At 55.7% G+C, this 17,739-nt stretch carries 16 protein-coding genes; 4 read left to right on the top strand and 12 right to left on the bottom strand.

From position 1 onward, the window contains the following. Positions 1–7: 7 nt before the first annotated feature. From AAAH10_RS13840 to AAAH10_RS13825, 4 genes are all read left to right on the top strand, one after another. Complete coding sequence (locus tag AAAH10_RS13840; protein WP_343564569.1) at positions 8–1,174, top strand: TRAP transporter substrate-binding protein; 1,167 nt, start codon at positions 8–10, stop codon at positions 1,172–1,174. Positions 1,175–1,270: 96 nt separating this feature from the next. After that, positions 1,271–1,939 carry a TRAP transporter small permease gene (locus tag AAAH10_RS13835; protein WP_343564567.1) on the top strand — a complete coding sequence of 223 codons (669 nt, stop codon included), beginning with the start codon at positions 1,271–1,273 and terminating at the stop codon, positions 1,937–1,939. An 11-nt stretch (positions 1,940–1,950) separates the two neighbouring features. Further along, on the top strand, positions 1,951–3,318 hold the full coding sequence (locus tag AAAH10_RS13830) for a TRAP transporter large permease (protein ID WP_343564564.1): 1,368 nt from the start codon (positions 1,951–1,953) through the stop codon (positions 3,316–3,318). A gap of 18 nt (positions 3,319–3,336) precedes the next feature. Next, positions 3,337–4,119, top strand: coding sequence for an IclR family transcriptional regulator (locus tag AAAH10_RS13825; protein WP_343564562.1), 783 nt, complete (start codon positions 3,337–3,339; stop codon positions 4,117–4,119). Between the two features lie 129 nt (positions 4,120–4,248). On the opposite strand, the gene AAAH10_RS13820 is transcribed toward AAAH10_RS13825, so the two are convergent. The 12 genes from AAAH10_RS13820 to metK all read right to left on the bottom strand — a co-directional run bounded on the left by AAAH10_RS13820 (position 4,249) and on the right by metK (position 17,581). Continuing rightward, positions 4,249–4,665 carry a pseudoazurin gene (locus AAAH10_RS13820; RefSeq protein ID WP_343564560.1) on the bottom strand — a complete coding sequence of 139 codons (417 nt, stop codon included), beginning with the start codon at positions 4,663–4,665 and terminating at the stop codon, positions 4,249–4,251. Between the two features lie 161 nt (positions 4,666–4,826). Next, positions 4,827–5,231 (bottom strand): hypothetical protein, encoded by a 405-nt coding sequence (locus tag AAAH10_RS13815; RefSeq protein ID WP_343564558.1) that lies wholly within the window; start codon positions 5,229–5,231, stop codon positions 4,827–4,829. A gap of 110 nt (positions 5,232–5,341) precedes the next feature. Next, positions 5,342–7,462 (bottom strand): polyribonucleotide nucleotidyltransferase, encoded by a 2,121-nt coding sequence (gene pnp / locus AAAH10_RS13810; protein ID WP_343564556.1) that lies wholly within the window; start codon positions 7,460–7,462, stop codon positions 5,342–5,344. Positions 7,463–7,811: 349 nt separating this feature from the next. After that, positions 7,812–8,081, bottom strand: coding sequence for a 30S ribosomal protein S15 (gene rpsO / locus AAAH10_RS13805; protein ID WP_343564554.1), 270 nt, complete (start codon positions 8,079–8,081; stop codon positions 7,812–7,814). A gap of 35 nt (positions 8,082–8,116) precedes the next feature. Next, positions 8,117–9,061: a tRNA pseudouridine(55) synthase TruB gene (truB, locus tag AAAH10_RS13800; RefSeq protein WP_343564552.1), complete on the bottom strand. Its 945-nt coding sequence runs from the start codon at positions 9,059–9,061 to the stop codon at positions 8,117–8,119. 24 nt (positions 9,062–9,085) lie between these two features. After that, positions 9,086–9,553, bottom strand: coding sequence for a 30S ribosome-binding factor RbfA (gene rbfA, locus AAAH10_RS13795; RefSeq protein WP_343564550.1), 468 nt, complete (start codon positions 9,551–9,553; stop codon positions 9,086–9,088). A 105-nt stretch (positions 9,554–9,658) separates the two neighbouring features. Continuing rightward, complete coding sequence (infB, locus tag AAAH10_RS13790) at positions 9,659–12,394, bottom strand: translation initiation factor IF-2 (protein ID WP_343564548.1); 2,736 nt, start codon at positions 12,392–12,394, stop codon at positions 9,659–9,661. 24 nt (positions 12,395–12,418) lie between these two features. Beyond that, positions 12,419–13,081, bottom strand: coding sequence for an RNA-binding protein (locus tag AAAH10_RS13785; RefSeq protein ID WP_343564633.1), 663 nt, complete (start codon positions 13,079–13,081; stop codon positions 12,419–12,421). 91 nt (positions 13,082–13,172) lie between these two features. Continuing rightward, positions 13,173–14,690, bottom strand: coding sequence for a transcription termination factor NusA (gene nusA / locus AAAH10_RS13780; RefSeq protein WP_343564546.1), 1,518 nt, complete (start codon positions 14,688–14,690; stop codon positions 13,173–13,175). Between the two features lie 100 nt (positions 14,691–14,790). Beyond that, positions 14,791–15,342: a ribosome maturation factor RimP gene (gene rimP / locus AAAH10_RS13775; protein WP_343564544.1), complete on the bottom strand. Its 552-nt coding sequence runs from the start codon at positions 15,340–15,342 to the stop codon at positions 14,791–14,793. Positions 15,343–15,551: 209 nt separating this feature from the next. After that, positions 15,552–16,274: a tRNA (guanosine(46)-N7)-methyltransferase TrmB gene (trmB, locus tag AAAH10_RS13770; protein WP_343564543.1), complete on the bottom strand. Its 723-nt coding sequence runs from the start codon at positions 16,272–16,274 to the stop codon at positions 15,552–15,554. Positions 16,275–16,408: 134 nt separating this feature from the next. Continuing rightward, positions 16,409–17,581, bottom strand: coding sequence for a methionine adenosyltransferase (metK, locus tag AAAH10_RS13765; protein ID WP_343564541.1), 1,173 nt, complete (start codon positions 17,579–17,581; stop codon positions 16,409–16,411). Positions 17,582–17,739: the final 158 nt, after the last annotated feature.

Below are 17,739 nucleotides of genomic sequence, written 5' to 3'. Positions count from 1 at the left end.
GTTTGGCATGTCATCAACATTGATGGCTGCAGCAACAATGGGCGGAGCAGCCACTTTGCCCTCTCTGGCCAACGCAGCTGAAAGCACCTATCAGAAACGATTCAAGAAACCGGCGAAGCACACACTCAAGTTTGGAGCCGCCGGATTCAATGCACGAAACCTGCTGATCGAACGGGCCGGTGCCCTGTTCTTTGCGCAGGACCTTGAAGAACGGACCGATGGTGAAATCCGCATCGAGTTTATCGGCGACAACCAGATTTGCGGGCAGCTGTCCTGCGTGAAAAAAACCCAGCAGGGTATTGTGGATATCTATGCGGCCTCCACACAGAACTCCGCCGGTGGCGCTCCCTATCTGAACGTTCTCGATTACGCCTACATGTTCCCGGGCAGGGCATCACAGTACCACTTCCTCTACAGCCCGGAGAGCCAGAAAATTCTTCGCGATCCCCTGGAAAAACGGCACGGCCTGAAGTTCCTGTTCAGCCACTGCGAGCTCCGCGGCATCCAGCTGGGACAGAAATGGGCAGACAAGCCCACAGTGAACAAGCTGGAAACACTCTTCGGCACCAAGAACCGCGTTACGGGAACACAGCTGGGCCGCATTGCCATGCAGCAGCTCAACCTGAACCCTGTTCCCGTTGCCTGGGAAGAGACACTGGACGGCCTGAAACAGGGCCTGATCGACGGGGCGGAAACATGGGCCTCTGCTGTGGCCTACGCCAACATGTCCCCCGTTGTCTCCCAGTCTGTCGATCTGAAATTCTTCTGCGGTACAGAGCACACCTCCATGTCTTCAAAGGTCTTCGACAGCCTGTCGCCCGAGCTTCAGGAAGCCGTTCTGGAATCAGCCTACACAGCGCAGGTGCACGTTCAGGCCGCCAACGAGGCTGCACTGGTCAAAACCGTTGGTTTCTCGGACCCGCAGCTTCCCGGTACACTCTTCGACCAGCACAATGTTCGTCCGGCCTTCCTGCCTGATTCAGAGATCAGAATGGCCGAGGAGATGTGTTCGCCCGAATTCAATCCGGAACCCTGGGCCGAATGGCGTGAGCGCCTGAACAAATGGGCCGGCGGGATTGACACCTACAGCGAGATTCACCGCATTGCCCGTGAAGTTCCTGCTGACATGCTTCCGGAAAACGTTGAACCGCGCCGCTGGTGGAAAGAAGCCTGATCCCTGTCAGGATTTGTGCTTAACTGTTCTGGCCAGTGCGTCGTGAGATCCGCGCGCTGGCCAGACTCCTGATTCAATGGACAGGGAAAAGACTGCATGGCCTCCTTACTTGAAGGGCTTGGAACGATCTTTCAGGCCCTAGCCTCCATGGACTCCTTTGAAATATCGGATGCACTGAACAGCCCGTCAGCCTACCTCTTCGGTCTGATTCTGGTGCTTCCAGGCAGCTGGCTGCTGATGCTCGTTCTGCAAAAGACACCCTTTTTGGACAAATACCTTGAACGCAGCCTGCTGGTTTCAACCTATCTGGCCATCGCAGCCATCATCTTTATTGAAGTGATCCGCCGCTTTGTCTTTCAGGTACAGGCGCCCTGGTCGACAACCCTGCCGCCCTATCTTTTCCTGATCATGGCCTGGGTTGGCTGCGCCTATAACACCAAGCTGCGCACCCATCTTTCCTTTTCAGAGTTCAGGCAGAAATTCCCGCCCTTCGGCCAGTTTCTCTGTCTGTCACTTGATGCGGTCCTCTGGCTTGTCTTTGCCCTGATTGTCGTGGTGACATCGCTCAAGCAAACGGCCAACTCTGCTGCAAACTTCCAGATTCTGCTGGGCACGGACAACGTGATGCAATGGTGGTTCTACGCTGTCGTTCCCTTCAGCTGGCTGATCCTGTCCGCCCGCGTGATGGAAAACTGGCTGGAAGATCTTCACAACTACAAGTCGGGGAAACCACTGATCACCCTGAACGCGATTACCGGCGAATAGGGAGTGGCTCCATGTCTGACGGTTCCTTGATCACACTCATCTCCGCAGGGGTCACCATCCTCTTCATGCTTGGTGTTCCCATTTTTCTCATCATCGGTTTCTGGGTTGTTCTCTGCAGCTTTGTACTGGGACTGACTCTCGACAATGTCGGCGTCGCCCTGGCAGATGTCTTTACGGACGGTTTTGCCCTGCTGGCCATGCCCCTCTTTATTCTGACCGGGGATCTGATCGCCCAGTCCGGAATCGCCCGGCGCCTTTCCGACTTTGCCTATGCCTGTCTGGGCTGGCTGAGAGGAGGACTGGCCATGGCAAGCCTCGGGGCCTGCGGCCTCTTTGCTGCGATTTCCGGCTCCAACTCGGCCACGACGGCAACGATCGGTGCCATGATGCATCCGGAAATGGTCAAGGGAGGCTATGACGAGCGCTTTGCTGCAGCCACGGCTGCATCGGGCGGAACCGTCGGGATTATCATTCCGCCTTCCATTATCTTCATCGTTTACGGCTTCCTGATGAATCTGCCCATTTCAGATCTCTTTGTCGGTGGCATTATCCCCGGAGCCATGATGGTTGTCGGCATGCAGTTCGCCTGCTGGCTTGTTTGCCGACGCAACGGCTGGGGGCATCTGATCCCGCTGAACATGAACAGGATTCTGAAAACGGCCTTTGGAGCCTGGCTGGGCTTCTTTGCCATCGGGCTTGTCCTGTGGGGCATTTACACCGGCAAGTTCTCTCCGACCGAGGCCGCCGGAGTGACCGTCGGTTTCTGCATGCTGGCCGGTCTGATCTCGCTGCCGCTCTATCGCCTTACAAAACGGGACAGGAACCCCTCTGCTGACATCAATGACAAAAGCTATGGTGACATGTTGCTGGTCGAGGGTTTCAGGGTCCGCGACATTCCCGGCATTGTTCTGCGCTCTGCCCAGATTTCCGGCATTCTGGCTCCGATGATCGCCATTTCAGTCGTCATGCAGCAAATCCTCTCCCTTCTGGGCGCAAAGGAAACCATTGAGGTCTTTGTCACCGGCATGGGCGGGTACTACGCTGTCCTCTTTACGGCCATGACTCTGGTTTTCATTGCCGGCATGGTGCTGGAAAGCCTTCCCAACACGATCATCATGGCCCCGATCCTCGCACCCATCGCCCACTCGATCGGCATAGATCCTGTGCATTTTGCCGTGATTTTCCTGGTTGGAGGATCAATCGGCTTCATCACACCGCCCTATGGTCTCAACCTCTATGTCGCAAGCGGTGTAACAGGTGTTCCCTATTTCAGGCTTTTGAAGTATACGGTTCCCTATCTTATCTCACTGCTTGCAGTCTGGATTGTCGTCGCACTCCTTCCCGAGCTTTCCACAATCCTGCTGCCCAACAGGAACTAGTATCAGGGTGAATTGCCGATGACCTCCGGGGCACATGATCAAAGTGAAATCTCCTCCAGAAGCCTGCGTTTTTTGCTGATTCTGGAAGAGGTTTCCCGGATTGGTGTCCCTGTCACCCCAACGGAAATCAGCAAAAATCTGGGACTGGCAAAACAGACTGTTCACCGCATTTTTGTCACGCTGGAAGAAACCGGTTTCCTGCAACGCGAAACAGACGGAAAACACTATTCCGCCGGGCCGCGCATGCGCACACTCTCGCTGGGGATCATGTCGTCCGTACGCTCCAGAACAGCCCGCCTTTCGGTGATGCAGGCCCTTTCGGACGAAATTGGCGAAACCGTCAACCTCGTAATCCCTGATCGTCACAACATGACCTATCTGGACAGGGTCGAGACAAACTGGCCCCTGAGAATTGAGCTTTCAATCGGAACCCAGGTTCCCTTTCACTGTACAGCAAGCGGAAAACTCTATCTCAGCTCCCTGCCCAAATCCCGCCTGACTCCGATCCTTGAAACCCGGAAACTGGAACGCTGTACAGACAATACTCTCTGTGATCCCGATCTTCTGGGCCGGGAACTCGACGAAATCCGAAAGCGCGGCTATTCAACCGACAATGAAGAGTTTGTCGCCGGGATGGTTGCCGTTGCGACGCCCATTCTGGATGCCAACAACCGGATGGTGGCCAGTCTGGCCTTTCACGCCCCAACCCCCCGGATGTCCCTTGAAGATGCCGTCAAGCATCTCGAGAGCCTTCAAACCGCAGCGCAAAAGCTCTCGAACATTCTGCGCGAAGAAGCCTGAGAATTCAGCCACCACACGTTCCCGGAGCAGCAGCAGCTCCAGTGAAGTGATACAGGTTTTCTGCAGAAGAAAGCCCCTTCCCGGTTTGCGAACAGAAAAGGGGCCGGAAGCACATAATTTCAAGGCGCTCTACAGGGCAGCAACGAGCTTTTTGAACTTTTTCTTGCTTCTGCCATAGGCTTTGGCCTTTGCCACAGCATCAAGGTTCGATGTGTCATCACCAACAACCACCAGACCAATCATGCCCATGCCCTTGTGTGGCGTGCACCAGTAGTAATAGACGCCTGGCGTGTCAAATGTGAGTGCCGCTTCCTTGCCCAGCTTTGACTTGAAGGTCATGTTGTTGGGTGATGCAACCATTTCCACGTTGTGCCCCTTGTCTGTTGGAACCCATGTCACAGTATCACCAACATTAACGCGAACGATTTCCTCGCTGAAAATCATACGATTGCCATCGGCGTCCTTGTTCAGCATTTCGATTATCATATCGGCAGCATAGGCAGGAGCAGCGAAAAAAAGGACAAGGGAAAGAAGCAACTGTTTCATCGTAACGAACTCTGTCTGGTTTCTACATCAACAGATCCAGACTTGTTGAGAATCATTCACAACTCAATTGTCCTTTTTGTCACATACACACTCTGTCGCACCCTCCTGCCCTGAAGCAGACAGGATCAGGCAGCCAACAAACAACCTGCCAGACAGACCTGCTATTTCAGAAGAACCTTCACGGTTTCATCCGCCCAGCCTGTCGTGTTGTCACTCAGCCTGACGAAAACCTCGGTCGTGCCTGCAGGAATCTGTACACCGGACAGACTGCGCGTAAAGGGCTGTTCGTTTTCATGAGGGTGATGAAGTTTACGATATCCCAGAACATCCCCTTGCGCATTTTCCACACGCCAGCCATCCGCATAGTGATCCCAACCCGTATCCCCGTGCCTGACGGTTACATTGAAGCGCCAGCTCCCGGCTGTTTCTGCAGCTTCAACCTTTACAATCTCTCCCGGATCAGCCCAGGCAACAGCTGCAGACAAAAGGGAGCAAGAGAAAACAAGCAATTTCAGGACAGTACGCATTTCCGGCCTCGGTTGATAATTGGGGTCATTCAGGATCATAAGACCATTCTGCCTCCGAAGTCCGCAGGAAAATCACCACAGACAGGAAAAGCGGGCGCCCACAGGACGCCCGCTTCAAAACCGAGTTCTCAGAAGTCAGAAACTGAAGATTACTCTTCGCCGCCTTCTTCCTTGCCTTCCAGGTCCTCACCGGTTTCCTGATCAACGCGCTTCATGGACAGCTTGACCTTGCCACGCTCGATACCGATACACTTGACCTTGACTTCGTCCCCTTCGTTCACAACGTCAGTGACCTTGGCAACACGGCGGTTTTCCAGTTCGGAAATGTGAACCAGACCGTCGCGCGCACCCATGAAGTTCACAAAGGCACCGAAGTCAACAACGCGAACAACCTTGCCGGTGTAAACCACACCAACCTCGGGTTCCGCCACGATGGACTTGATCCAGTTGACAGCAGCTTCGGACTGCTCGGAATCAACGGCTGCAACCTTGATTGTGCCGTCGTCCTCGATGTCAATCTTCGCACCGGTTGTTTCGGTGATTTCACGGATCACCTTGCCACCTGTACCGATCACTTCACGGATTTTGTCCGCAGGGATGGAGAAGGTGGTGATACGCGGAGCATTGCCGGAAACCTCTTCGCGGCTGCCTGTCAGGGCCTTGCCCATCTCGCCGAGGATGTGCAGACGGCCATCGCGCGCCTGACCCAGAGCAATCTCCATGATTTCCTTGGTGATGGAAGTAATCTTGATGTCCATCTGCAGGGCTGTGATACCGGCTTCGGTACCGGCAACCTTGAAGTCCATGTCACCCAGATGATCTTCATCACCCAGAATGTCGGACAGGACAGCAAAGCGATCCCCTTCCTTGATCAGACCCATCGCAATACCTGCAACAGGGCGCTCAAGCGGAACACCCGCATCCATCAGAGCCAGGGAAGTACCGCAGACTGTCGCCATGGAAGACGAACCATTGGACTCGGTCACTTCGGAAACAACACGGACTGTGTAAGGGAAGTTGTCGGAACCCGGCATCTTCGGGTGAACAGCACGCCATGCCAGCTTGCCGTGGCCAATTTCACGGCGACCCGGAGAACCCATGCGGCCAGCTTCACCCACAGAATAGGGAGGGAAGTTGTAGTGCAGCATGAAGCGCTCGCGATAGCTGCCTTCCAGCTGGTCAATGATCTGTTCATCCTGACCGGTCCCCAAGGTGGTTGTCACCAGAGCCTGTGTCTCGCCCCGTGTAAAGAGAGCAGAGCCGTGTGTCAGGGGCAGCATGCCAACCTGGCAGTCAATCGCGCGCACCTGCTTGGTGTCACGACCGTCAATACGCTCGCCCGTGTCCAGAATCTGGCCACGGACCACTTCGGCCTCCAGCTTCTTGAACAGACCACCTGCAATCGCAGCGTCCTCTTCCTCGAAACCTTCCACAATCGCTTCCTTCACAGCAGCGATCTTCGCCTGACGCTCCTGCTTGACGCGCTCCTTGTAGGCTTCAGACAGCTTTTCAAGGATACCGGCAGCCACCAGCTTGTCCTTGACGACAGCAACCTGCGGATCGGCTTCAGCCAGATCACGTGGCTCTTTCGCACACTGTTCTGCCAGATCGATGATGGCATTGATCACGGCTTCGCCCTGCTGGTGACCAAAGCTTACAGCACCCAGCATCACATCTTCAGACAGTTCGCTTGCTTCTGATTCAACCATCAGAACGCCTTCGCTGGTACCGGCAACGATCAGATCCAGATCCATGTCTGCATAGTCTGTCATACGCGGGTTCAGGATGTACTCGCCATCCTTGTAGCCAACGCGGCAGCCTGCGATCGGGCCGAGGAACGGCAGACCGGAGATGGTCAGCGCCGCAGAGGCACCAATCATGGCAACAACATCCGGATCGTTTTCCAGATCGTGGCTGACAACGGTACAGATCACCTGTGTTTCACAGAGGTAGCCATCCGCAAAAAGCGGGCGGATCGGACGGTCAATCAGACGGGAAACCAGTGTTTCCTTTTCGGAAGGACGTCCTTCACGCTTGAAGAAACCACCCGGGATCTTGCCCGCAGCGTAAGCCTTTTCCTGATAGTTCACAGTCAGGGGGAAGAAATCCTGACCGGGCTTTGCAGCTTTTGCACCAACGACGGTACAGAGAACAGATGTATCACCGTAAGACGCCAGAACGGCGCCATCAGCCTGACGCGCAATGCGGCCTGTTTCCAGTTTCAGGGTGCGACCACCCCATTCAATTTCCTTGGTATAGATGTCGAACATCTTTTGCCTTTCAAACAATAAAAGGGCCGATCTTCTCTGCCGGACCTACGGAAACTGTCCTCTCAAACGAGCAAAACAGACAGCTTTCGCAGGACCGGCCTTACCTGATGTCACTCCAGCCCTTTCAAGTAACACCAATTAAAACAGTACTTTGACTCAACCTTCTTTCTCATGTGCAGAAAGCAGAGCCGTGAAAACGCTCGCATAGTCTCACAAAGCACTGTCCGGCTAAATGACAAAATGCAAAAAACAGCAGAAATCTTTGATTTTTCCGACCCTGCTGTGCGTCAAAGACAAAACGCCCGATGTTTTCACACCGAGCGTTTCGAATCTCAAGCAACCGAGAAGCTTAGCGACGCAGGCCAAGACGCTCGATCAGGGTCTGGTAACGAGCCTGATTTTTGCTTTTCAGATAGTCCAGCAGACGGCGACGCTGACCAACCATAATCAGAAGACCACGACGGGAGTGGAAATCTTTCTTGTGGGTTTTCAGGTGCTCGGTCAGGTTGGAGATACGCTCGCTCAGTACAGCAACCTGTACTTCAGGAGAACCTGTATCGCCTTCTTTGGTTGCGAACTCGGTGATGAGCTCGGCTTTACGCTCAGCCGTGATCGACATCGCATTTTCCCTTCAAAAGAATGATGCCTGTGGCATCAGAGGTTTAAAACACGAACGGGACTCAGGATCAGATCGTCCAGCTGACAAAGCGCGACGGGTGTCACGCCTTCCTCTGCCAGAATGGTCTGGTCAGATCGTCCGGACAGATCCTCTGCGAGCTCTCGGGCACGTGTGTGATCCAGGACCACCTTGCGACCGAAACGCAGATCTGCAGCCTCCGTTTCAGATAAAGCCAGCACCGAGATGTCGTCCAGTGCGGCTCTGATCGGGAGCAATTGCTGATGCAATTCCTCTCCAGCGGCGGGACTATGCCCCATCGCGTCCAAAGATTCCAGTGAAATCGCATGTTCAAGCCCGAAGGGGCCGACTCGGAGTCTTCGCAGCATGACAATGTGCCCCAGGGTTCCGAGCTTTCCAGCAATATCCCGTGCGAGGGAGCGCACATAGGTTCCCTTGCCGCAGTCCACCTCGAAGGTTGCCTGATCGGGACCATCCACGGACAGAAGTTCCAGCCTGAAGATCTCGACCCTTCTGGCTTCCAGTTCGAATTCCTGATTGCTGCGCGCAAGATCGTAGGCGCGTTTGCCATCCACCTTCAGCGCGGAAAAGCGCGGGGGAATCTGCTGAATGGGCCCCAGAAACTCCGGCAAAACAGCACGAATGGCCTCTTCATCCGGACGGTGATCACTCTCCTGCGTGATCTGCCCGTCACTGTCGCAGGAATCTGTCTCCTGTCCCCACTGCACGGAGAAGGCGTAGGTCTTCCGCCCGTCCATGGCATAGGAAACAGTCTTGGTCGCTTCCCCGAAAGCAAGCGGAAGAATGCCCGTTGCCAGAGGATCAAGCGTGCCGCCATGTCCGGCTTTCTGTGCATTCAGCAAGCGGCGGGCCCTGCCCACCATCTGCGTGGAGGTCACTCCAGTCGGCTTGTCCAGAACCAGCCAGCCGTGCACCGGGTTGCCCTTCTTCTTTCGCCCCATGAGCCTCGCTCCTGCCCGGATGACCTAGCGGTCGTCGTCCTCGTCATCATCGGCATTGGCCAGCGCTTCAAAATCAATGCTGTTCGACGCCTCGTCACGATTCAGATCCTGCGCCACATGTGCAGAGTGGAGCAGTTGATTGATCTTGTCGGCTTCGTCAAAGGACAGGTCTTCCTCGAAACCGATACGCGGCACAGAACGAAGGTTCATCATACCGGAAATCTCGCGCCGGAAATAGGCACTGGCCTTGTTCAGGGCCCGCACAACCCCGGGCAGATCTGCCCCGCCGAGAGGAACGACGAAAGCCGTCGCGTTCTTGAGATCGGGGCTGACACGAACCTCTGTCACAGTAATGGACAGATCGTAAAGCACCGGATCATTCAAGGTGTGACGCGGCAGGATTTCCGCAAGGGCGTGACGCAGCTCTTCACCCACACGCAACTGACGTTGGGAGCGCGGCTGACCACTTCTGTTGTCCGATTGTCTGGACATGACACTGACCTCATACAGAGAGACGCTTTGCTCGCGTCTTCACAAAACAAGCGGGGGCTGATACCGGACCAGCCCCCACGATCTTCAGATGAAACAGCAGCAGGCTTAAAGCTCGCGCGCAATTTCCTCAATGATGTAACACTCGATCTGGTCGCCAGGCTGGATGTCGGAGTAGTTTTCAAATGCCATACCGCACTCGTAACCCTCGCGCACTTCCTTCACCTCGTCCTTGAAGCGACGCAGCGTTTTCAGTGTGCCATCGTGAATGACAACGTTGTCACGCAGCAGGCGAACCTTCGCGCCACGCTGAACGATACCATCCGTAACCATACAACCGGCAACCTTGCCAACCTTGGAGTTCTTGAAGATTTCGCGGATTTCCGCGTAACCCAGGAACTTCTCGCGCTGTTCTGGCTCCAGCAGACCGGACATCGCCGCTTTCACATCGTCCACAACATTGTAGATGATGGAATAGTAACGGATGTCGACCTTTTCCTGACGGGCAAGATCACGCGCCTGCGGGTTCGCACGAACGTTGAAGGCAATAACCAGCGCACCGGTCGAGTTCGCCAGTGTGATATCGGACTCGTTCAGGGCACCAACGCCGGAGTGAAGAATATTGACCTTCACCTCGTCTGTTCCCAGCTTGTTCAGGCTGGTTGCGATGGCTTCCATGGAACCGTGAACATCCGCCTTGATGATCACAGGCAGCTCTTCTACAGAACCCTCTTTCAGGCGTGCCAGCATCTGCTCCAGAGTACCGCGGCTGGATTTCGCAATGTCCAGTTCCTTCGCACGCTGGGAGCGGAACTCCGAAATGTTGCGCGCCTTGGCTTCACCCTCTTCAACGACGATGAAATCCTCACCGGCATTCGGGACACCGTTCAGACCCAGAACCTCGACAGGTTGGGACGGGCCAGCCTGCTTGACCTTCTGGCCACGCTCGTTGACCATGGCACGGACACGGCCCCACTCGGTACCGGTCACGAACACATCACCAACATTGAGCGTGCCTTTCTGGATCAGGATGGATGCCAGCGCACCACGGCCCTTGTCCAGCCTGGACTCAACGACAGTACCAACGGCAGAACGATCCGGGTTTGCTTTCAGCTCCAGAAGTTCGGACTGCAGCAGAATGGCTTCTTCCAGCTTGTCCAGCCCCTGGCGTGTCTTGGCAGAAACCTCGATGGCCAGAATGTCACCGCCCATGTCTTCCACGATCAGTTCGTGTTGCAGCAGTTCCTGCTTCACACGATCCGGGTTGGCTTCGGGCTTGTCACACTTGTTGATCGCGACAATGATCGGAACCTCGGCAGCCTTCGCGTGGCTGATCGCCTCGACAGTCTGCTCCATGATACCGTCATCGGCAGCAACAACCAGAACGACCACATCCGTGACGTTGGCACCGCGCAGACGCATTTCCGTAAAGGCTGCGTGACCCGGTGTATCCAGGAAGGTGATCGGCTCGCCGGTGCTCAAACGGACCTGATAGGCACCGATGTGCTGGGTGATACCACCCGCCTCGCCGGAAACAACATCCGCAGAGCGGATTGCATCCAGCAGGGATGTCTTGCCGTGGTCAACGTGACCCATGACCGTCACAACAGGCGCACGCGCCTGAAGCTGCTCTTCCGTATCTTCTGCAGAGATCAGAACATCCTCGATATCCGCATCTGTGACACGTTTCACAGTGTGACCGAATTCCTCGATCACCAGCTCTGCGGTATCCGCATCAATAATCTGGTTGATGGTCGCCATAACGCCCATCTTCATCAGCTTCTTGATGACCTCGGTCCCGCGCTCGGCCATACGGTTCGCAAGTTCCTGAACCGTGATTGTCTCGGGCAGTGTCACTTCGCGAACAACACGACCACCATCACGACCACCACCGACATTCCCGCCGCGTTCCTGGGCCTTCTGCTTCTCGCGCTGACGCTTTACAGAGGCAAGGGAACGCTGACGTCCACCGCGATCCTCATCCAGCGCCTCGGCGATGGAGAGCTTGCCACGACGGCGCTCCGGCTCGGCAGACGGCTTGGCTGTCTGTTTGATGTTGAAGGTGTTTTTCTTCTGCTTGACGCGACCACCCAGGCTGTTTGCCAGCATTTCCTCAACAGAAGCAGGCTCGGACTTGCCTTTTTTCTCTTTGGCATCCTTGGCCACGGCAACAGGGTCCTCGCCATTTTCACGACGCTTGCGTGCATCGGCAGCAGCGCGCGCCGCATCCTTGGCTTCGCGCTCGCCCTTTTCGCGATCTGTCTGGGCAGCAGCGATCCGCTTTTCTTCCTCTTCCATCTCGCGACGCTCGCGTTCCTCGCGCTCGCGCTCCTTGGTCGCTTCAGCTTCGCGACGGGCACGATCCTCGGCTTCGCGAGCGGCACGTTCCTGCTCTTCGATACGGCGCTGCTCTTCGAGGATTTTCTTTTCCTCGTCCGCTTTTTTCGCCGCTTCAAGAACGCGCAAACGCTTTTCGCGCTCTGCATCTGTCAGGACATCCTGCTTGGAAGCCGGTGCAGGGGAACGATTGCCACCGCGATCATTGTTACCGCCGGAACGCTTCGGACGGGAAGCGCCGGGTTTTTCAGCCTTTGGCGCAGGCTTCTCCGCAGGCTTCTCTGCCGCCGGAGCCGCAGATCCTGCAGGAACAGCCTTCATACGACCCGCTTCATTGCGCTCGAAAGTACGGCTGCGTTTGACTTCAACAGTCACAGCTTTGGATCGACCATGACTGAAGCTCTGCTGAACCTGACCCGTCTCCACTGTCTTCTTGAGTTCCAGTGTGTTCGGGCGTTTCAGTTTCAGTGGCTTTTTGCCATCAGTTTTATCATTACTCGACGTCATGTCTTAAGGCGTCCACTCTCTGTCTTAGCGGGAATCCCGCGGTTCTGTGCGTAAGGCCGACAATCGCGCAACATCAGCAGCGAAAGCATCGGCAATGCCACCGGGGCGCAGTGCAACGTGTACCCACGCATCACGCCCCAAAGCCTGGCCCAGCTGTCTTGCGCTAAAAAGCTCGACAGGTGCCGGAACTGTTCCAATCGCCCGGCCAAGGCCCTGTAATTTTTCCTTACCGTCCTGCGCAGCATCACTGGCTTGCAGCATGAGGCCAACCTTGCCGGATGTCAGCCAGGCCTTGACCTTTTCAAAGCCAGCTGTGAGCTGTCCGGCACGTCTGGCAAGACCCAGCGCATCAAGACAACGCTGCTCCAGAACGGTTTCAATCTGTTCAACCAGCCCCTCGGGAACACGGGCCGATTGCTTTGCAGCACGTGCAAAGAAATTCTTTTGACAGGCTTTCTCTAACACATTTCGGCTTGGAGACAACCAAATTCCACGCCCCGGCAGCTTTCCGGCAAAGTCAGGTACGACCACCTGATCCGGTCCGATGACAAAACGCATCAGCTCCGTTTTTGGCAAAACCTGACCTGTCACAGCACAGCGACGCAGCGGCCCTCTTGCCTCTTCGTCCCTTGAAGGAAAGACCGGATCTTCCCCTTCAACTGTCTTGGTCTGATCCTTGGCAACCATTGTCACACGCCCAACCCGGAAAAACTGCCTTGCAGCAGAATGTGTCAGAAGAGGTTGTCGACCCTGTCAACAACCCCGCCTTTTCAAAGACTTATTCCTCGTCCTCAAACCAGTGAGCACGGGCAGCCATGATGATGGTGTTTGCCTCTTCCTCGGTCGGAGCAAGATCGGCACCCAGCATTTCGATCAGTTCATCTGCAGCAAGATCAGCAAGATCATCCAGTGTCTTGATGTTCTGCTCACCCAGCTTCACACCGCGCTCGGTTGTGATGCCTTCGATGGCCAGCATTGCGTCATCAAGACCCAGTTCCTGACGGGCTTCTTCCAGCTCGGCAGCCTTGCGATCCAGATAGTCACGGGCACGGTTGCGCAGTTCCTCGGCAACCTCGTCATCAAAGCCTTCGATTGTCGCCAGCTCATCAACCGGAACAAAACCGACCTGCTCGATGGACACGAAACCTTCGGCAACAAGCAGGTGTGCAATCACATCATCAACATCAAGCGCATTCATGAAGAGTTCGGAACGCTGACGGATTTCATCCTGACGACGACGGCTTTCCTCTTCCTCGGTCAGGATATCGATATCCCAGCCTGTCAGGATGGAAGCCAGACGGACGTTCTGTCCACGGCGACCAATCGCCAGAGACAGCTGTTCGTCAGGAACAACAACTTCAATACGACCCGCATCCTCGTCCAGAACAACCTTGCTCACCTCGGCAGGAGCCAGCGCATTCACGATGTAGGTCGCGGTATCTTCCGACCACGGAATGATATCGATCTTTTCACCCTGCAGTTCGGTCACGATCGCCTGAACGCGGCTTCCGCGCAGGCCCACACAGGCACCGACAGGATCGATGGAGGAATCGTTGGACAGAACAGCAATTTTGGCACGGGAACCCGGATCGCGGGCAACAGACTTGATCTCGATCACGCCGTCGTAGATTTCAGGAACTTCCTGGGCAAAAAGCTTCGCCATGAACTGCGGGTGGGAACGGGAAACAAAGATCTGCGGACCACGCTGTTCCTCGCGAACATCATAGATGTAGGCACGGACACGATCACCATTGCGGTAGTTTTCACGCGGCAGGGTTTCGTCGCGGCGCATGATGGCCTCGGCACGCCCCAGATCAACAGTGACATTGCCAAACTCATTCCGTTTGACAACACCGTTGATCACTTCACCAACACGATCCTTGAACTCGTCGAACTGACGGCCACGCTCGGCTTCACGGACCTTCTGGACAATAACCTGCTTGGCAGACTGGGCTGCAATACGACCCAGATCAATCGGTGGCAGCTCTTCCATCTTGAAGTCGCCAATCTGCAGGCTGTCGTCACTCCAGCGAACACGGGCATCCTTCACCAGCATCTGGGTGAATTCATTTTCAATCAGGTCAACAACTTCGGTGTAGCGGTGAAGCTTCACTTCGCCTGTCTTGCGGTCAATAGTGGCACGGATGTCATGTTCCTGACCATACTTCGCACGACCCGCGCGGGAGATGGCCTGTTCCATGGCCTCCAGCACTTCGTCACGATTGATGCCTTTTTCACGCGCAACGGCCTCTGCCACCTGCAGCAGTTCGGTCCGGTAAAGAGCACTTGTGTCCATCTGTACACGTTCCTCAGTAAAGTTGGTGGAATCCTGTCGGACAGGCTCTTCCACAATATGCCGAAGTCAAATCCGGCCCTTAAAAGTTCAAACCAGCGTTCTAGCTCAGGGGTTCCTGATCAGAAGGACGCATGGCCTCCATCAATTCATCTGTCAGCAACAGCTTCGCCTTGACCACATCACCAAAGGCCAGTCGTGCTTCTGTTTCCTCGTCCAGTTCGAGGCAAATCGCTTCGCCTTCAACCCCCAGAATGCGCCCCTTGAAACGGCGGCGCCCTTCAACGGCAACCGACATCTCGACACGGGCATGAAAGCCTGCAAAGCGATGAAAGTCGCGCAGGCGGGTCAGGGGACGATCAACCCCGGCAGAACTGACTTCCAGTGCGTACTGACCGGAAATCGGGTCTTCCACATCAAGAATTGCCTCTGCAGCACGGCTGATATCAGCGCAATCCTCAACAGACATACCGCCGTCCGTCAGACGCTCTGCCATGATCTGGAGAACCTTGCGATCCTCCTGACCGGAAATGCTGACCCGGACGATCTGATACCCCATCGCAGCCAGTGTCGGCGCAATCAGGCGTTCCACCTCTGCAGCCTGTCCCTCACTGGTGCTGGACAGATCAGGAATATTGTCGATGTTCGTTTCCACGCCTCTGTCTCCGAAAGGTTTGCCTGCAACAGCCGATCAGGCTTTGCCAGGCTCCAGATACAAAAAATGGGCCTCATGGCCCACCCTTGTCACCGGATTGTTCCTGTTCAGTCTGAAAACAAGCTGAACTTGCGCGCAAACTACTCCTGAAACCTGCGAAAGGCAAGTCCTTTCTTGCCCTGTCCCGCCCCGCAATTCCATCACAGTATTCACGCTTTGCGAAGGAAACGCAAATACCCCGGCTTTCTGCCTTTTTCGACGCCCTTCTCCTCGTAGCGGGTCTGCGGCCAGTCCGGAGTCCTCCGGTCCCAGTCAGACGGCCCCGAAGCCTGCCATTCAAAGGCCGGGTGCGGCACCGCACGTTCCAGCATCCAGCGCAGATACCCCATATCGTCTGTCGCCATGCGCAGCTCCCCGCCGGGTTTCAGCAACCGGGCAAAGTGATCCAGGGTTTCGACCTGCAGCAGGCGCCGCTTGTTGTGGCGTGTCTTGTGCCACGGGTCCGGGAAAAGCAGGAAAACACGCTCCAGAGATCCTTTGGTCATGGCCGGCAGAACCTGTCGCACGTCAGCCTGGTGGATCCGGACATTCCGTGCCCCGTTGGCATCCAGATGCTTGAGCAGGGAAGCCACCCCGTTGATAAAGGGTTCAACGCCGATGATATTCACATCCGGATTGTGCTCTGCCTGATAGGCCAGATGTTCACCCCCGCCAAACCCGATCTCGAGCCAGACCGGGTTTCCATTGCCGAACTGTTCCGCCGGATTGAAAGGCGCATAGCTGTTTTTTTCTTCCCCCAGTTCAAGCAACAGGGTCAAAGACGGCAAAAGGTTTTCCATCAGGTCCGTAGCCTGCTTGCGCAGGGGACGACCCTGACGGCGACCATAAAATGTTCTGCTTTTGCGTTCCTGTTCCACGGGGGCTTCTCCCAACAGATGACTATCCTGGGCCCTTCTCTAATGCAGAGGCTTTCAAATAGCAAGACGGGCACAGAAAAAGGGCCGCAAGCTTTCGCGCGGCCCTGATTCCTCTATCCCGGTCCGGCAAATCCGGACAGCGGGCATTCCTAAAGATTGAAAGCAGATTTGAGCTGATCCACCAGATCCAGACGCTCCCAGGAGAAGGAACCGTCTTCGCGTGCGTCACGGCCAAAGTGGCCATAAGCAGCAGAATCAGTGTAGATCGGACGGTTCAGCTTGAGGTGCTCACGGATACCGCGTGGAGACAGATCCATCAGATCGCGGAGAATTGCCGGAATGGCGTTCTCGTCAACCTCGTTTGTACCGTGCGTGTTCACATAGAGCGAAAGCGGCTTGGAAACCCCAATCGCATAGGACACCTGGATCGTGCAGCGCTCGGCAAGGCCGGCACCGACAATGTTTTTCGCCAGATAACGCGCAGCGTAGGCCGCAGAACGGTCAACCTTGGTTGGATCCTTGCCGGAGAAGGCACCACCACCGTGAGGTGCGGCGCCACCATAGGTGTCGACAATGATCTTGCGGCCTGTCAGGCCAGCGTCACCATCAGGACCGCCAATGACAAAGCGGCCTGTCGGGTTCACATAGAACTCCTCTTCCGGGCACATCCAGCCTTCAGGCAGGTTCTTTTGAACGTGCTGGCGCACAACTTCGCGGATTTCCTCGTTGCTCATGGCCTCGCTGTGCTGCGTGGACACAACAACAGAAGTCGCGCGCTGCGGAACACCGCCGCGATAGTCCAGGGTGATCTGGCTCTTTGCATCCGGGCCCAGACCGGCAACTTCACCGGAGTGGCGAACCTCGGCCAGAGAGCGCAGGATATTGTGTGCATAATAGATGGGTGCAGGCATGAAAGCCGGGGTCTCACGGCAGGCATAACCGAACATGATGCCCTGGTCGCCAGCGCCTTCATCCTTGTTTTCTGCAGAGTCCACACCCTGGGCAATATCAACGGACTGCTCGTGAATGTAGTTCTGAACAGTCATGTTTTCCCAGTGGAAACCATCCTGCTCGTAACCGATCGCCTTAACAGCCTCACGCGCTGCATTCTCGATCATGTCCGGCGTTACGGATCTGGGACCACGAACCTCGCCAGCCAGAACAACACGGTTTGTTGTCGCCATGGTTTCAACGGCAATACGGGCTTCGGGATCATGGGAAAGATAGAGATCAACGATCGTATCAGAAATGCGGTCACAGACTTTGTCCGGGTGTCCTTCAGAGACGGACTCACTGGTGAATTGGTAGCTGCCAGGTCTCATGACAACGGCCTCACTTTCAATAGTGTTACAAGTAAAGGAAGGTCTGTCCCCACGGACAGCCTCCAACCTCGTGTCCGCTTGTGATGCTCTACGTCACAGGCGGGCGTTTAAGGGTTCTGCACAGTCACACCCGAAAGGTCGTTCCAGGTCCGACTGTA

The organism is Carbonatibacter coralli (genome assembly GCF_039592655.1).
Classification (GTDB): domain Bacteria; phylum Pseudomonadota; class Alphaproteobacteria; order Kiloniellales; family Kiloniellaceae; genus Carbonatibacter; species Carbonatibacter coralli.
The sequence above is the reverse complement of the archived record's forward strand: the minus strand, read 5'-3'. Positions and strand labels throughout refer to the sequence as shown.

What these genes read in the sequence shown, in the direction of transcription:
- AAAH10_RS13840 (WP_343564569.1), top strand. Translation starts at nt 8, where the DNA reads ATGTCATCAACATTGATGGCTGCAGCAACAATGGGCGGAGCAGCCACT.
- AAAH10_RS13835 (WP_343564567.1), top strand. Translation starts at nt 1,271, where the DNA reads ATGGCCTCCTTACTTGAAGGGCTTGGAACGATCTTTCAGGCCCTAGCC.
- AAAH10_RS13830 (WP_343564564.1), top strand. Translation starts at nt 1,951, where the DNA reads ATGTCTGACGGTTCCTTGATCACACTCATCTCCGCAGGGGTCACCATC.
- AAAH10_RS13825 (WP_343564562.1), top strand. Translation starts at nt 3,337, where the DNA reads ATGACCTCCGGGGCACATGATCAAAGTGAAATCTCCTCCAGAAGCCTG.
- AAAH10_RS13820 (WP_343564560.1), bottom strand. Translation starts at nt 4,665, where the DNA reads ATGAAACAGTTGCTTCTTTCCCTTGTCCTTTTTTTCGCTGCTCCTGCC.
- AAAH10_RS13815 (WP_343564558.1), bottom strand. Translation starts at nt 5,231, where the DNA reads ATGATCCTGAATGACCCCAATTATCAACCGAGGCCGGAAATGCGTACT.
- pnp (WP_343564556.1), bottom strand. Translation starts at nt 7,462, where the DNA reads ATGTTCGACATCTATACCAAGGAAATTGAATGGGGTGGTCGCACCCTG.
- rpsO (WP_343564554.1), bottom strand. Translation starts at nt 8,081, where the DNA reads ATGTCGATCACGGCTGAGCGTAAAGCCGAGCTCATCACCGAGTTCGCA.
- truB (WP_343564552.1), bottom strand. Translation starts at nt 9,061, where the DNA reads ATGGGGCGAAAGAAGAAGGGCAACCCGGTGCACGGCTGGCTGGTTCTG.
- rbfA (WP_343564550.1), bottom strand. Translation starts at nt 9,553, where the DNA reads ATGTCCAGACAATCGGACAACAGAAGTGGTCAGCCGCGCTCCCAACGT.
- infB (WP_343564548.1), bottom strand. Translation starts at nt 12,394, where the DNA reads ATGACGTCGAGTAATGATAAAACTGATGGCAAAAAGCCACTGAAACTG.
- AAAH10_RS13785 (WP_343564633.1), bottom strand. Translation starts at nt 13,081, where the DNA reads ATGGTTGCCAAGGATCAGACCAAGACAGTTGAAGGGGAAGATCCGGTC.
- nusA (WP_343564546.1), bottom strand. Translation starts at nt 14,690, where the DNA reads ATGGACACAAGTGCTCTTTACCGGACCGAACTGCTGCAGGTGGCAGAG.
- metK (WP_343564541.1), bottom strand. Translation starts at nt 17,581, where the DNA reads ATGAGACCTGGCAGCTACCAATTCACCAGTGAGTCCGTCTCTGAAGGA.